Origin of the sequence: Marinobacter excellens LAMA 842, from assembly GCF_001574445.1 — a bacterium.
GTDB lineage: Bacteria > Pseudomonadota > Gammaproteobacteria > Pseudomonadales > Oleiphilaceae > Marinobacter > Marinobacter shengliensis.
This window is the reverse complement of record NZ_LOCO01000010.1, coordinates 1-13831: the sequence shown is the minus strand read 5'-3', so window position 1 is coordinate 13831 and position 13831 is coordinate 1. Positions and strand designations below refer to the sequence as shown.

Here is a 13831-nt window from a genome sequence, read left to right as displayed (position 1 = left end):
AAGGATAACTCTGTGCTGTACCGGATTATTACGCTTGTTGGCGGCCTGGTGTTTGTGGTTGCCCTGTTTGCCCTGCTGTGGTTCTTCTGTAAGAAGTTTTTAGAGCACCATGGTGTGAAAGAGCAGAGTTCGGACAGGGCTATGGTTCTGGCTACGTGGACCTTTGCGGGCATCGCAGTTGGCCTGGTGTTTGCCGTTTTGGGCTCGTTTGTGCTCGGTCCCTGGGCTTTCTACCGCACTCTGCGGGGACACGACGTGCCGGTGTCAGACGCCGCCGCAATCTGGTGGGGTTTTGGAATTGTAGTGCTTTCCCTGGGCATTACCGCTGCCGGTTTCTTTGGCTTCCTTGCCCTGGTAGGCGCCTACTGATGTTGTGGCAGGCCGCGTAGCAGGTCCCGAAACCACACCAGCGCAGGCTCCCGCTCATACGCCCTGTGCCAGTACAGGTGCACATCGATGGAGGGCATCTGTGCGGGCGGGCTCATCACTTCTATTTCACTGCGTTCGGCAATAATCCGGGCGTAGGTTTCCGGCATAGTCAACAACAGGTCGGAATTCTCCACCACCCGGCAGGCAGCATAGTAGTGCTGGCAACGTAGCCTGATGCTGCGCTGTACGCCGTGCCGGGACAGCTCAAAGTCCTCGATGCCCGGACCCTCGGTACGGGACGAAACCAGTACATGTTTTGCCTTCAGGTACGCCGGCATATCCAGCCCGTCTTTAATGGCTGGGTGCCCCTTGCGCGCCAACACCACCAGGCGGTCCTGCCGAAGCAGTTCGTGGCTGGTCTGGTTACTGACCGGCAGCAATACATCAATGGCGAAATCCAGTTTGCCGGCGGCTAACTGGGTTTCCATATCCCGCCTTGGTATCCGCTGGGAGACAATCTCCATGTCCGGGTAGGGTGCCAGCTTGCCCATCAACTGCGGCAGAAAGGTTGATTCCAGCACATCCCGCAACCCCAGGGTGTAAGTCTTGCGCTGACTGGCCGGGTCAAAGGCATGGAACTGGTTTACCGCGCTCTGCACCTGATTCAGTCCCGGCCGCATGGACTCCAGAAACCTGCGCGCTAACGGAGTGGGCACCATCTGGTTGCCCTGGCGGGTAAACAATGGGTCATCAAAGTGATCCCGCAGCCGCGCCAGGGAATGGCTCACCGCTGGCTGTGTCAGGTGCAGCGCCCTGGCGGCGCGGGTCAGGCTGCCCTCCCGATAAATGGTATCGAAAACATGCAGCAGGTTGAGGTCCAGTCGATTCAGGGCCATGAGACGCGTCCGGTTCCGGAATAAGTAAGGGTAATGATAAACGATAAGAACAATTCAGTCGCGTAATAGCGCGTTGGCTCCTAGACTGTTTTCCATCTGAACAAAAGTGCGCCCCGGTTGGGGCAGGTAAGCGCGAGGAGCTGCACCATGGATTTCAATATTTCCGAGAAAGGCCAGGATTACCTCAAACGCGTGAAACAGTTCATGCGTGACGAGATCTTTCCCATTGAAGAGCAGTACCACAAGGAGCTTGCCTCCCTGGAAAACCGCTGGGTGGTGTTGCCGATCATCAAAGAACTGAAGGAAAAAGCCAAGGCCCAGGGCCTGTGGAACATGTTTTTCCCGGACGACAAATACGGCTGTGGCCTGCTGAACTCCGACTATGCCCTGATTGCCGAAGAAACCGGTCGCAGCTTCATTGCCCCGGAAATCTTTAACTGCAATGCGCCAGACACCGGCAACATGGAAGTGCTGATCCACTACGGCTCGGAAGAGCAGAAAGCCGAGTGGCTGCCCAAAATCATGAGCGGCGAAGTACGTTCCGCCTTCTGCATGACCGAACCGGCGGTTGCCTCCTCCGACGCCACTAACATGGAAGCCACCGCGATGGTTGAAGGTGACGAAGTGGTGCTCAATGGCCGTAAATGGTGGAGCACCGGCATTGGCCACCCGGACTGTAAAGTCGGCATTTTCATGGGCGTGACCGACCCGGACGCACAGAAACACCGCAGGCACTCCATGGTGTTGGTGCCGCTGGACACCCCTGGCATCACCATCGAGCGCATGCTGCCAGTCTTCGGCGCCTACGATGAGCCATATGGCCATGGCCAGGTACTGTTCGACAACGTACGCCTGCCCAAGAGCGCCATCATCGCCGGCCCTGGCCGTGGCTTCGAAATCGCCCAGGGCCGTTTGGGGCCGGGCCGCGTGCACCACTGCATGCGTGCCATCGGTGCCGCTGAGCGCACTCTTGAGTTAATGATCAAGCGCGCCATGACCCGCGAAGCCTTCGGCCGGCCCATCGCCAAGTTGGGTGGCAACCCGGATGTCATCGCCAATGCCCGCATGAACATTGAGCAGGCTCGACTGTTGACGTTGAAGTGTGCCTGGGCGTTGGATACCAAGGGCATTATGGGGGCGTTACAGGAGGTCTCCATGATCAAGGCGGTGGTGCCGGCGATGTTGCAGCAGATTGTGGATGATGCGATTCAGATTCACGGTGGTGCCGGGGTTAGCGACGATGATTTCCCGCTGACGGCATTGTTCGGTTACGCTCGGGTTCTGCGGTTGGCCGACGGTCCCGACGAAGTGCATCGGGCCATGGTGGCTCGCCTGGAGCTTCGGAAGTATAAGTCCTGATTTTTGGATTGGGTGCTTTGGTTCGCCTGGCCTCTTGATTGGGCGTGGGGTGCCGTCGGGGTGGGGCTTCTGAAACACGCTGTGAATACGTCCGTGTAAGCTCTGCTCCGCCATCCATGGCTCCGCAAGGTTTCAGAAGCCCCACCCCGCCGGCCCCTTATCCAGCTTTGGTGAGGGATTGCGGGTAAAGACTTAGGGTAACCTCGTTCCGTTGCAAGTATGAGGTGGTCAGGGCATAAGACTTATTTTTGTTCGGAACAACCCACTGAGGCGCTTGGGAGCTGATGTCGGGTAGCACTCTCCAAAACCTTGCGGAGCCATGGATGGCGGAGCAGAGCGTACACGGATGTATTCACAGCGTGTTTTGGAGAGTGCTACCCGACAGCAGCTCTTACTCCAATGAAAAAGAAAGTGAACTCCCAAACATAACGGAGAGAAACACCGATGACACAGCGAGTATTTATAACCGGCGGGGCCAGTGGCCTGGGCCGGGCGATTGCATTGCGGTATGCCAAAGAAGGCGCGAGAGTCTGCATCGGGGACATTAACCCGGAGCAGGGCGTGGCCGTTGAGGCGGAACTGAACAAGGCCGGCGGTGAAGGCTACTTTGTTGAGTGCGACGTTCGCCGCCTGGCAGATTTTGAAAAAGTTCGTGATGACCTGGTTCAGAAGTGGGGCGGTGTGGACGTTGTGGTCAACAACGCCGGCGTTGCCTCCGCAGGCTCCATTGAAGACACCACCATTGGTGACTGGGAGTGGATTCTTGATATCAACGTACTGGGTGTGGTGCGTGGCTGCAAAGCCTTCACGCCGCTGTTCAAGGAACAGGGCTCCGGAGCCTTTGTTAACGTGGCCTCGATGGCCGGGCTCATGCTGGCGCCGTTGATGGACAGCTACAATGTTTCCAAGGCGGGGGTGATTGCCCTGTCCGAAACCCTCAGCCAGGAGCTGCGGGATTCCGGTATTCATGTTAGCTGTGTGTGTCCGGCGTTTTTCCAGACCAACCTGGCCAGCACCATGCGTTCGGATATTCCCGGCATCCAGCAGAACGTCAACAAGTTGATGAAGCGGTCCAACATCACCGCCGAAAACGTGGCCGAAGATATCTTCCGCAGCGTGAAAGACAAAGACTTCTGGGTACTGCCCCACGCCAAAGAGCGCCGTATGTGGATGCTCAAGCGCCATGCGCCCTGGGCGTTTGACTGGTTGATGCACCAGGAAACCAAGCGCTGGATGAGCAAGATGGGTGGCAAGGCGAACGCCTGAATACATCACAGGAGAGATTGAATGACTCAGATCGACCAGGCCGTAGACATCCGGGAAGGCGAAGAGCTGGATATCAGCGCCGTCGACCAGTTCATGAAACAGGCCATTCCCGGCCTGGAAGGGCAGCCGAGTATCAAGCAGTACCCCGGTGGTGCTTCCAACCTGACCTATCAGGTGGACTACGGCGAGCAGTCTTACGTACTGCGCCGGCCACCGTTCGGCAAGATTGCCAAGTCGGCCCACGACATGCTGCGGGAAGCGCGGGTGATGGACGCGTTGAAGCCGGTTTACCCCTATGTGCCCAACATTGTTGCCATCTGTGACGATCACAGCGTGCTGGGGTGTGACTTCTACGTGATGGAAAGGCTCAAGGGCATCATCCTGCGCCAGGATTTCCCCAAGGATTTCGAGCTGAGTGCCGAAGATACCCGCAAGCTGTGCCTGAACGTGATCGACAAGCTGGTGGACCTGCACACCGTGGATGCCACGGCCGCCGGCCTGGACAAACTGGGCAAAGGCGCCGGCTACGTGCAGCGCCAGATTGGAGGCTGGAGCGACCGTTTCCGCAAGGCCCGCACCGAGGATGTCGGTAGCTTTGAAAACGTGATGGCCTGGCTGAACGACAAGATGCCGGACGACATCGCCCAGGTTGTCATCCACAACGATTTCCGTTTCGACAATGTGGTGCTGAACCCGGACAACCCGTTTGAAGTGATTGGCGTACTGGACTGGGAGATGGCCACCATCGGTGACCCGCTGATGGACCTGGGCAACAGTCTGGCGTACTGGATTGAAGCGGGCGATGAAGGCCCCTTCCAGATGCTGCGGCGCCAACCCACCCACCGGCCGGGCATGCTGACCCGCAAGGAAGTGGTGGACTACTACATGGAGAAATCCGGCTTCCGGTCTGAAAAGTTCGATTTCTACGAAATCTACGGTCTGTTCCGCTTGGCAGTGATTGTCCAGCAGATCTATTACCGCTTCTATCACGGACAGACCAAAGACAAGCGCTTTGCCGCCTTCGGCCACGCTGCCAATTATCTGGAGAAACGGTGCCAGCGCCTGATCAGTGAGAGCTCGCTGTAATGGCCACGATTTATCTGGTGCGCCACGGCCAGGCCAGCTTCGGCAAGGAAAACTACGACCAGCTCTCCCCGCGAGGCTGGGCGCAGGGCAAAGTCCTGGGCCGCTGGCTGGCGGACAAAGTAGAGCCGGGAGCCATTTTTGGCGGTAACCTGCAGCGCCATCGGGAAACCGTTGAAGCGATCACCACCGGTTATGGTGCAAGCCTGCCGGATATGCAGGTGATGGAAGGCCTGAACGAGTTTGATCACGTTGAAGTGGTGGAACGCCTGCGCCCGGAATGGGCGGATAAACAGGTGATGGCTCGGGACCTCGCGAGTTTCCCGAAACCGGCGAGGGCGTTTCAGCAGGCTTTTGAAAAAGCTGTTGCCCGCTGGGTGAGTGGTGAACACGACCACGAATACGCGGAATCCTGGCAGGGTTTCCGGCAGCGGGTTAGCACTGCGCTGGATCAACTGATTGAGCTGGCGGACGGTGCCGATGTCATTGTCTCCACATCCGGCGGGCCCATTGCGGTGATTGCCCAGCACCTGTTGGAGCTTTCAGATCGAAAGGCGCTGGAGATGAACAACGTGATTGCCAACACCAGCGTGTCCCGCATTTTGTATTCCGGCCCCCGGCGTAGCCTGGCCGTATTCAACAACTACAGTCACCTGGAAGCGGAAGACCCCGCCCTGGTGACATTCCGATAAGCTGAGGAAACTCCATGAGCAATGTAAACCTGTTCGACCTGACTGGCAAAGTCGCCTTGGTAACCGGTGCCAGCCGTGGCATCGGCGAGAGCATCGCCCGCACACTGGCCCACTACGGCGCCCACGTGATCGTCAGCAGCCGCAAGATTGACGGTTGTGAAGCCGTCGCGAGCAGCATCCGTGCCGATGGTGGCAGCGCCGAGGCCTTCGCTTGCCATATTGGCGAGATGGATCAGATTGAGGCGGTTTGGGAGCACATTGCAAAAGAGCACGGCAAGTTGGATATCCTGGTGAACAACGCCGCCGCCAACCCATACTTTGGCCCCGTCGAAGATACCGACCTGGGTGCTTTCCACAAAACCGTGGATGTGAACATCCGTGGCTACTTCTTCATGTGTGCCCGTGGCGCCCAGCTGATGAAAAAAAACGGCGGCGGTTCCATTGTGAACGTGGCGTCGGTTAACGGCGTAAACCCTGGCCACTTCCAGGGCATCTATTCGGTGACCAAGGCGGCGGTGATTTCCATGACCAAGTCTTTCGCCATGGAGCTTGGCCAGCAAAATGTTCGGGTGAACGCTTTGCTGCCGGGCCTGACCGACACCAAGTTCGCCAGCGCCCTGACCACCAACGAGGCCATCAAGAAACAGGCCATGGCTCACATTCCGATGAAGCGGGTGGCAGACCCGGACGAAATGGCCGGTACCGTGTTGTACCTGGTGTCCAACGCTTCCAGCTACACCACCGGTGCCTGCATTAATGCGGATGGTGGTTACCTGACGGTTTAATAACCGCCGGAATTAAAAAGGGCCGGAGAATTCGTCATCTCCGGCCCTTTTCTCTGTCTGGTGCTCAGCTGGCCAGATCAGGAGCAGGTCAGGGCGGTGAAGTCTCGGTTCAATTTGCTTGCCCGGGCCTGTAGGTGCTCCCGGTGCTGTTGGTCGCCAGCCTGGATCAACGCACGCATCAGGTTTGCCATGGCCAGCCGGCTTTCCCTCATCATGGCCTGGTATTCGGGACCTCGGGCGTTTTCGGAGTTAATCACCAGTTCGCGGATGGCCTCATCAAAACCGGGCTGGTCCCGGCCTTTCATGGTCTCCAGCAGGGCCTTTTGCCAGTTCTTGCGGCCCTGCAGCCAGATTTCTGTTTGTTGACCGCGATCAGCAGACCACTCTTCAAGCAGAGCCTGCTGCTGTCCATTGAGGCTGCCCAGCCACCGTTCAACCCGTTTGGCGGTGCGCTCTGCCCGCGCCTTGGCAGTTTGTTGCGGGTCGCCCCCCAGCATTTCCTGTTCAAGCTCAGCCTGATCTTCTGCCATGTTCCTGGCCAGTTCGGTCACCTGGTCATCAGACAGGCTGGTCAGAAGATTCACAGCCACTGGCACGGCTCTATCCAACAAGTCCGGTACAAAGACCAGGAGTTGTTGCTGATGATATTCAATGGTGTCGATATCCGGTGCGCCATCGGCTATGTCGGCCTCAAGTTCGTCCAGCCAGGCGCGGTAGCGGGGTAGCTCCGTTGAGCAATGCCACTTGAGCAGGCTGTCCAAGTCCTGGTTCAGCTGCCGTTTCTGCGCCCGGCTCAGGGTGACATAATCTTCTACCCACCAAACCACACCCCAGTCCGCATAGCGATAGGCCATGCGGGTAGAGCTGCAGCCAGCCAGGACGAACAGGACGACAAGGGAAAGCGTTGTCAGCTTCAGGGTTTTCGTGCGGTGCCGCTGATCCATGGTGCCTGTCTCTCGGTGGTAAAACTTTACATCCCTATTATGATGTTGCGATCGCCTATCTGCGCGCTAATCACTTTAGTCTAGGTACGGATTGGCGAAAATTTCAGATGCTGTTCGCTCACAATTGCCGAGGAGGTGTCATGTCTTCCGATAAAATGACGCGTGTAGAGGATCGTTTCTGAGTGCCTGCCAGCATAGAGAAAATTGTATTCAGCTCACATTCGTGATCTCGAATGTAAAAAATTGTGAATCCGTTTTTTTACCCTCCCCGTAGATTGCTTTGACGCATTAGTCAGGGACTGAACTGGTGCAGGTTCGAACCAAATAAACCGATCGTCAAGCTTTGTACAGTGAGGAACAGCGACAATGAAAACGATAGTGGCTTTACCGGTTTTGATGGCCGGCAGCGTTTTGCTTTCTGGTTGTTTTGATGGTTCGAGCAGTACTCCAAGAACCGATGTTCGGGTTGTTCATGCCGTATCCGACGCCCCTTCTGTTAACGTCAGTTTCAATGGCGAGGCACTGGTTACCGGTGCGGACTTCAAGCAGGCTGCGACCTTGCGGCCAAATCGCGGCAATTATTCAGTTGATGTTGATGCGATCTTACCAACAGGCGATCAGTTGACCGTCATCGAGGTCGGAAGCACCCGGTTTGAGGCAAACACCCGATACGATATTATTGCGACCGGTACCGTTGGCGGCAGCGACATCGAGCCGGTGGTGCTGACAGACGATGGCCAGCGGGATGATCCGAACTCGGCTCGCTTGAGGGTGGCCCATCTGTCGCCAGCCGCTGACAGCCTGGTGCCCGCTGTGTCGGTTTATGTGACTGCTGATGGCGCCGACTTGCCAGCAGAACCCGCTTTCAGTTTTGCATTCCGTGATTCCGTTGGGCCGCTGGAGCTGGACGCCGGAACCTACCAGATCCGGGTGACCGCCGAGGGCAGCGCCGATGTGGTGTATGACAGCGGTGCCGTCGAGTTGCCTGCAGGCTCTGATCTGTTGATTGCCGCTATCGATAACACGGTGTACGGCGAGTCTCCGGTCAGCCTGCTAGTGATTAATGGCAGCGAGACGTCTGAAATTCTGGACAAGGATACCGGAGCAGGCATTCGCGCGGTTCACAACTCTTCAGATGCACCTAATGTTGATATTTATCTGAACGAAGACCCGGACGGTTCCGCAGCCGCTACCGACGTGGCCTTCGGTGAGACAGTGCCGACGTTCGCCAGACTGGGAGAGTATGTGGGACTGGAGACCGGCGATAACCGCGTCGCGGTGACGGCAACTGGCAGCCTGACTCCTGTGTTGGATGAAACTCTGGCCTTGGATAATGGAAGCCTTCTGACCATTCTGGCAGCCGGTTCCGCCGAAGCGGGAACACTCGAAGCCCTGGCCTTTGCAGACGATAACCGCCGTATTGCCACAGAGGCTCGCCTCCGGGTTATCCACGGCGCGGTAGAAGCACCGCTGGTGGATGTATTCCTTGTTCCTGCGGCGGACGCCGGTACCAACCAGGGCAATGCCATGCCGGCACTGGATGACTTCGCCTATGGTGACTCGTCGGGCTATCTTGGAGTGCCGGCCGGTGATTATGTTGTGTTTATCACCTCCGCCGATGGCACCGAGGTGCTCTTCCGTTCCGGTGAAATCAGTCTCGCAGCCGGTGGAGTTTATACGGCAGTTGCTCGTCTCGCTCCTGAAGATACCGAGAATACAGCTGGTCTGACGCTGCTGGACGATTTCGTGCCGCCAGCGACCTGATTCCTGCCTCCAGGACCCAGATGAAAGCCCCGGCCCCGTCCGGGGCTTTTTTGTCTATACCCCCAAAGAAATACCAAATTTGATTTTTGCCAAGTTTGCTCTGTTTGACTAGGGTAATGAATACACACATAAAAAAGGCGGGTTTATGGACGACCTCCAACAACTGACGCCGGAGCAGCGCAAGAGCAGCGAATTCCGGTTATTTGTCTTCATCATCGTCTTCCTGTTTCCCATCCTGGCCGTTGCCGTTGTGGGTGGTTACGGTTTTCTGATCTGGATGTCCCAGGTATTCATGGGGCCGCCGGGGCCACCCGGGGGATAGGCAAACATGGCTGTGAACGAGTCCCGCCGGCTTTTTCTGCGCGGCGGCAGAGCGGTTTCGTCTGAGTGGCGGCCGCCCTGGACAACCCAGGCCATCACTGATCAGTGCACCCTTTGCGATCGCTGCATTGAGGCCTGCCCGGAAGATGTGCTGTTTCGTGGTGACGGCGGTTTTCCGCAAATCCGCTTTACTGGCGAAGGCTGCACATTGTGTGGGGAATGCGCCAGGTCCTGCCCGGAACCGGTGTTTGACCTGGCCCGGGAGGCATTCCCCTGGCGTGCCCAGGTGCAGGATAGCTGCCTTGCCAAAGCCAATATCCATTGCCAGACCTGCCGCGACGCCTGCGAGCCAATGGCCATCCGATTTCCACCCAGGCATGCTCATGTCGCCGTCCCGGAGATTGTCGAAGACAAGTGTACCGGGTGCGGTGCCTGTGTCGCCGTGTGCCCTGAAGATGCCATCAGCCTGATTGCTCAGGCACAGCGAGAGCCGGCCCATGCCTGACTCGCAGAAAGCCGAAATCCACATTGCCAGTTTTCTGGTGCACGTGCGCCCGGAGTCTCTGGACGCTGTTCTTGAACTGCTTGAACAAACAACGGGCCTGGAGGAGGGCACTCGAGACCCGGTTGGCAAACTGGTGGTTCTGGCAGAGGGTAGTAGCCATCAGGATCTGCTCGGTGCCATGGAGTTGATTGAGAGTGCGCCAGGCGTTCTGGAATGCATTCTGGTTTACCACGAAGTGATGTCGCCCGAGGAAGCGAGCCAGCAGTTGATTGCTACAGGACCGTCAGAAACATAGCAACAGGAAGCAATGTCATGAACCTGACACGACGTGAATTCGCAAAAGCCAACGCGCTCGCCATGGCGGCATCTGCTGCCAGCCTGTCGATACCGGCGGCAGCCAGTAATCTGATCACGAATGCCGAGCTCACTGAGCTTAAGTGGAGCAAGGCGCCCTGTCGTTTTTGCGGCACTGGTTGCAGCGTGATGGTCGCAACCAGGGACAACCAGATTGTGGCAACTCATGGCGACACGCAATCGGAAGTGAACCGTGGTCTGAACTGTGTGAAAGGCTACTTTCTGTCGAAGATTCTGTACGGTCGCGACCGGCTGACCAAGCCCCTGCTGCGTAAACGCGACGGTAAATTTCACAAAGAGGGCGATTTTCAGGAGGTCAGCTGGGACGAAGCCCTGGATGTAATGGCGGAAAAATTCACCAGTGCCATCAAGGAGCACGGTCCGGAAAGCGTCGGCATGTTTGGGTCCGGCCAGTGGACCATCTGGGAAGGTTATGCGGCGAGCAAGTTGTTTAAGGCTGGCTTCCGCTCCAACAATATTGATCCTAATGCCCGCCATTGCATGGCGTCGGCGGTGGCTGGCTTCATGCGGACTTTTGGGTCCGATGAGCCGATGGGTGTCTATGACGACATCGAAAGCGCCGATGCCTTTGTGCTCTGGGGCGCCAACATGGCGGAAATGCACCCGATCCTCTGGACTCGGGTAACGGACCGTCGCTTGTCCCATCCCGGCACGGAAGTGGCCGTGCTCTCAACCTACGAACATCGCTGCTTTGATCTGGCCGACCTGCCGATGGTGATGGAGCCCCACGCCGATGTGGCAATTCTGAACTACATTGCCAATTACATCATCCAGAGTAACGCGGTGAACCGGGATTTCGTCAGTAAACATACCCGGTTTGTGCGTGGTGCAGACGACATTGGCTACGGTCTAAGGCCGGAAGACCCGCGCGAGCAGAATGCCAAGAACGCCAATAATGCCAACGACTGGGAAGACATGTCGTTCGAGGATTTTGCCCGGCATGTCCGTGAGTACGATGTGAAGAAGGCCGCCGAGATCTCCGGCGTCTCTGAGGCACGGCTCGAACGCCTGGCAAAGCTATATGCCGATCCGGACAAGCGTGTCACCACCTTCTGGACCATGGGGGTAAACCAGCATACTCGCGGCGTTTGGGTGAATAACCTGATCTATAACATCCACCTGCTGACAGGCAAGATTGCCACCCCGGGCAATAGCCCGTTCTCGCTGACCGGTCAGCCTTCCGCTTGTGGAACCGCCCGTGAAGTAGGCACCTTCGCCCATCGCCTGCCAGCCGATATGGTGGTGGCCAATCCAGAGCACAGGGCCAAGGCCGAGAAGATCTGGAAACTGCCGGAGGGCACCATCCCGGCCAAGCCAGGTTATCATGCGGTGCTGCAAAGCCGGATGCTGAAAGACAGCAAACTGAAGGTGTACTGGACCCAGGTCACCAACAATATCCAGGCTGGTCCCAATACCATGCAGGAAACCCTGCCGGGCTGGCGTAATCCCGACACCTTTATCATTGTCTCCGACATTTATCCCACGGTTTCGGCGCAGGCCGCAGACCTGATTCTGCCCGCCGCCGGTTGGGTTGAAAAAGAAGGGGCGTTTGGTAACGCTGAGCGCCGGACTCAGTTTTGGCGCCAGCTGGTGAACGCTCCTGGAGACGCCCGCTCAGACCTCTGGCAAACCTTGGCCCTGTCTCAGCGAATCAAAGTGGCCGATGTGTGGCCAGAGGATCTGATTGCCAAGGCACCAGAAACGCGGGACAAAACCCTGTTTGACGTGCTATTCCGCAACGGCAATGTAGACCGTTATCCACTGGACGCCCTGCACCCGGATTATGAGAACCAGGAGTCGAAAGACTTTGGTTTCTACATCCAGAAGGGCATTTTCGAGGAGTACCGCCAGTTTGGTGCCGGCAAAGGCAAAGACCTGGCCGATTTCGAGACCTACCACGCCACCCGCGGCCTGAGATGGCCAGTCGTTGACGGCAAGGAAACCCTGTGGCGCTATCGCGAAGGGTCAGACCCCTACGTGGAGAAGGGCCGTGGTTTCCAGTTTTACGGCAACCCGGACAACCGGGCACGAATTTTCGCGGTACCCCATGAGCCGCCTGCAGAGTCTCCGGACGACGAATACCCGTTCTGGCTGTGCACTGGCCGGGTACTGGAGCACTGGCACACCGGTTCGATGACCCGCCGTGTGGCAGAGCTGCACAAGGCGATACCGGATGCGCTGCTGTACATGAACGCCGATGATGCCCATGACAAGGGCTGGCGGCGCGGCAGTGAGGTGAAGGTGATCAGCCGCCGGGGAGAAGTCCGGGTTCGGGTGGAAACCCGTGGCCGTGTTCGTATGCCCAAGGGCATGGTGTATGTGCCTTTCTTTGATGCCGGAAAGCTGATCAACAAGGTCACGCTGGACGCAACGGACCCCATTTCCAAACAGACCGACTTCAAGAAGTGCGCTGTCCGTCTGGAACTGGTTAACCTGGCTTAAGGAGACGTCACCATGAGAACGTTTGTCTTGTTGCTGACGGCCTCCGTGGCCTTCCTGGCTTACGCTGAGAGTGATCATCTGTCACCCTCTTCGCCTGAAGGCCTGCGCAAAGGCGGAACCCTCGGGCAAACCCTGCCCGCGCCGCCTATCGCCGGTGATCCCCGAGAGCTAAAACGGGAGGTGCGTAACTACCCGGAGCAACCACCGGTGATTCCTCATGCCATCCGTGACTATCAGGTAGACAAGAACTTCAACCGGTGTCTGGATTGCCACAGCCGCGAGGCAGCCGTGGAAGCCGGTGCGCCCATGGTGAGCGTGACCCACTTTATGGACCGTCACTTTCAGGTACGGGCTGAGGTAACACCGGGGCGATATTTCTGTACCCAGTGTCATGTGCCCCAGACTGACGCCCAGCCGCTGGTGGAGTCAGATTTCAAAGCCGTAGATGAAGTGATCCGTGCCTCCAACAGAGGAGATCGCTGATGATGAAACGGCTGAAGTTCTACTGGAATCTGTTGCGCAAGCCCAGTGTGCACTACAGCCTCGGTTTCCTGACGCTCGGCGGCTTTATTGCGGGGATCATCTTCTGGGGTGGTTTCAACACGGCGCTGGAAGTGACCAACACCGAGCAATTCTGCATAGGGTGCCATGAGATGTACAGCAACCCGTATCAGGAGCTGAAAACAACCATCCATTACACTAACCGATCAGGTGTACGTGCCGAATGTTCAGATTGCCACGTGCCCCACGGCTGGACTCACAAGATTGGTCGAAAGATGGAAGCCTCGAAAGAAGTCTGGGGTTGGATATTTGGCTCCATCAACACGCCGGAGAAATTCGAGGCCAAGCGACGTGAGCTGGCGGAGCGGGAGTGGCAGCGGCTGAAAGCCAACGATTCCCTTGAGTGTCGTAATTGCCATGAGTTCGATTCGATGGACTTCACGCTGCAGGATCCAAGGGCGTCCCAGGCGCACTCAACGGCATTGGCAGACGGCGAGCAAACCTGCATCGATTGCCACAAGGGCATCGC

General features: G+C 57.5%; 15 protein-coding genes. 13 read left to right on the top strand and 2 right to left on the bottom strand.

What is annotated here, in order from left to right:
- Positions 1–12 precede the first annotated feature (12 nt).
- On the top strand, positions 13–369 hold the full coding sequence (locus J122_RS10350; protein ID WP_061332243.1) for a hypothetical protein: 357 nt from the start codon (positions 13–15) through the stop codon (positions 367–369).
- On the opposite strand, the gene J122_RS10345 is transcribed toward J122_RS10350, so the two are convergent.
- On the bottom strand, positions 363–1265 hold the full coding sequence (locus J122_RS10345; RefSeq protein WP_061332242.1) for a LysR family transcriptional regulator: 903 nt from the start codon (positions 1263–1265) through the stop codon (positions 363–365). The genes J122_RS10350 and J122_RS10345 overlap by 7 nt on opposite strands.
- Positions 1266–1412: 147 nt before the next feature.
- Between J122_RS10345 and J122_RS10340 the strand changes: the two genes are divergently transcribed.
- The 5 genes from J122_RS10340 to J122_RS10320 all read left to right on the top strand — a co-directional run bounded on the left by J122_RS10340 (position 1413) and on the right by J122_RS10320 (position 6450).
- On the top strand, positions 1413–2624 hold the full coding sequence (locus J122_RS10340; RefSeq protein ID WP_061332241.1) for an acyl-CoA dehydrogenase family protein: 1212 nt from the start codon (positions 1413–1415) through the stop codon (positions 2622–2624).
- Between the two features lie 444 nt (positions 2625–3068).
- The gene (locus J122_RS10335; RefSeq protein ID WP_061332240.1) at positions 3069–3890 is read left to right on the top strand and encodes an SDR family oxidoreductase; all 822 of its coding nucleotides are present in this window, start codon (positions 3069–3071) and stop codon (positions 3888–3890) included.
- 21 nt (positions 3891–3911) lie between these two features.
- A complete protein-coding gene (locus J122_RS10330; RefSeq protein ID WP_061332239.1) occupies positions 3912–4976 on the top strand; it encodes a phosphotransferase family protein in 1065 nt (354 codons plus the stop codon).
- Positions 4976–5665, top strand: coding sequence for a histidine phosphatase family protein (locus J122_RS10325; RefSeq protein ID WP_061332238.1), 690 nt, complete (start codon positions 4976–4978; stop codon positions 5663–5665). Before J122_RS10330 ends, J122_RS10325 begins: the two co-directional genes overlap by 1 nt.
- A 14-nt stretch (positions 5666–5679) precedes the next feature.
- On the top strand, positions 5680–6450 hold the full coding sequence (locus J122_RS10320) for an SDR family oxidoreductase (protein ID WP_061332237.1): 771 nt from the start codon (positions 5680–5682) through the stop codon (positions 6448–6450).
- 77 nt (positions 6451–6527) lie between these two features.
- Here J122_RS10320 and J122_RS10315 read toward each other — a convergent pair whose 3' ends face one another.
- Entirely contained in the window at positions 6528–7394 is an 867-nt protein-coding gene (locus J122_RS10315; RefSeq protein ID WP_061332236.1) for a DUF6279 family lipoprotein, read from the bottom strand.
- Positions 7395–7760: 366 nt separating this feature from the next.
- Between J122_RS10315 and J122_RS10310 the strand changes: the two genes are divergently transcribed.
- From J122_RS10310 to J122_RS10280, 7 genes are all read left to right on the top strand, one after another.
- Entirely contained in the window at positions 7761–9158 is a 1398-nt protein-coding gene (locus J122_RS10310) for a DUF4397 domain-containing protein (RefSeq protein WP_061332235.1), read from the top strand.
- A 145-nt stretch (positions 9159–9303) separates the two neighbouring features.
- The gene (locus J122_RS10305; RefSeq protein WP_061332234.1) at positions 9304–9480 is read left to right on the top strand and encodes a periplasmic nitrate reductase, NapE protein; all 177 of its coding nucleotides are present in this window, start codon (positions 9304–9306) and stop codon (positions 9478–9480) included.
- A 6-nt stretch (positions 9481–9486) separates the two neighbouring features.
- Positions 9487–9984, top strand: a complete 498-nt coding sequence (napF, locus tag J122_RS10300; RefSeq protein ID WP_061332233.1) for a ferredoxin-type protein NapF — start codon at positions 9487–9489, stop codon at positions 9982–9984.
- Positions 9977–10279 (top strand): chaperone NapD, encoded by a 303-nt coding sequence (locus tag J122_RS10295; protein ID WP_061332232.1) that lies wholly within the window; start codon positions 9977–9979, stop codon positions 10277–10279. Before napF ends, J122_RS10295 begins: the two co-directional genes overlap by 8 nt.
- Before the next feature lie 17 nt (positions 10280–10296).
- Positions 10297–12801: a nitrate reductase catalytic subunit NapA gene (gene napA / locus J122_RS10290; RefSeq protein WP_061332231.1), complete on the top strand. Its 2505-nt coding sequence runs from the start codon at positions 10297–10299 to the stop codon at positions 12799–12801.
- 12 nt (positions 12802–12813) lie between these two features.
- Positions 12814–13284: a nitrate reductase cytochrome c-type subunit gene (locus tag J122_RS10285; RefSeq protein WP_061332230.1), complete on the top strand. Its 471-nt coding sequence runs from the start codon at positions 12814–12816 to the stop codon at positions 13282–13284.
- Positions 13284–13831, top strand: a 548-nt coding sequence (locus tag J122_RS10280) for a NapC/NirT family cytochrome c (RefSeq protein WP_061332328.1), incomplete at its 3' end; no start/stop codon positions are given. The genes J122_RS10285 and J122_RS10280, both read left to right, overlap by 1 nt.

Coding starts and splice junctions, on each gene's coding strand:
- J122_RS10345 (WP_061332242.1), bottom strand. CDS start 1,265: ATGGCCCTGAATCGACTGGACCTCAACCTGCTGCATGTTTTCGATACC.
- J122_RS10340 (WP_061332241.1), top strand. CDS start 1,413: ATGGATTTCAATATTTCCGAGAAAGGCCAGGATTACCTCAAACGCGTG.
- J122_RS10335 (WP_061332240.1), top strand. CDS start 3,069: ATGACACAGCGAGTATTTATAACCGGCGGGGCCAGTGGCCTGGGCCGG.
- J122_RS10330 (WP_061332239.1), top strand. CDS start 3,912: ATGACTCAGATCGACCAGGCCGTAGACATCCGGGAAGGCGAAGAGCTG.
- J122_RS10325 (WP_061332238.1), top strand. CDS start 4,976: ATGGCCACGATTTATCTGGTGCGCCACGGCCAGGCCAGCTTCGGCAAG.
- J122_RS10320 (WP_061332237.1), top strand. CDS start 5,680: ATGAGCAATGTAAACCTGTTCGACCTGACTGGCAAAGTCGCCTTGGTA.
- J122_RS10315 (WP_061332236.1), bottom strand. CDS start 7,394: ATGGATCAGCGGCACCGCACGAAAACCCTGAAGCTGACAACGCTTTCC.
- J122_RS10310 (WP_061332235.1), top strand. CDS start 7,761: ATGAAAACGATAGTGGCTTTACCGGTTTTGATGGCCGGCAGCGTTTTG.
- J122_RS10305 (WP_061332234.1), top strand. CDS start 9,304: ATGGACGACCTCCAACAACTGACGCCGGAGCAGCGCAAGAGCAGCGAA.
- napF (WP_061332233.1), top strand. CDS start 9,487: ATGGCTGTGAACGAGTCCCGCCGGCTTTTTCTGCGCGGCGGCAGAGCG.
- J122_RS10295 (WP_061332232.1), top strand. CDS start 9,977: ATGCCTGACTCGCAGAAAGCCGAAATCCACATTGCCAGTTTTCTGGTG.
- napA (WP_061332231.1), top strand. CDS start 10,297: ATGAACCTGACACGACGTGAATTCGCAAAAGCCAACGCGCTCGCCATG.
- J122_RS10285 (WP_061332230.1), top strand. CDS start 12,814: ATGAGAACGTTTGTCTTGTTGCTGACGGCCTCCGTGGCCTTCCTGGCT.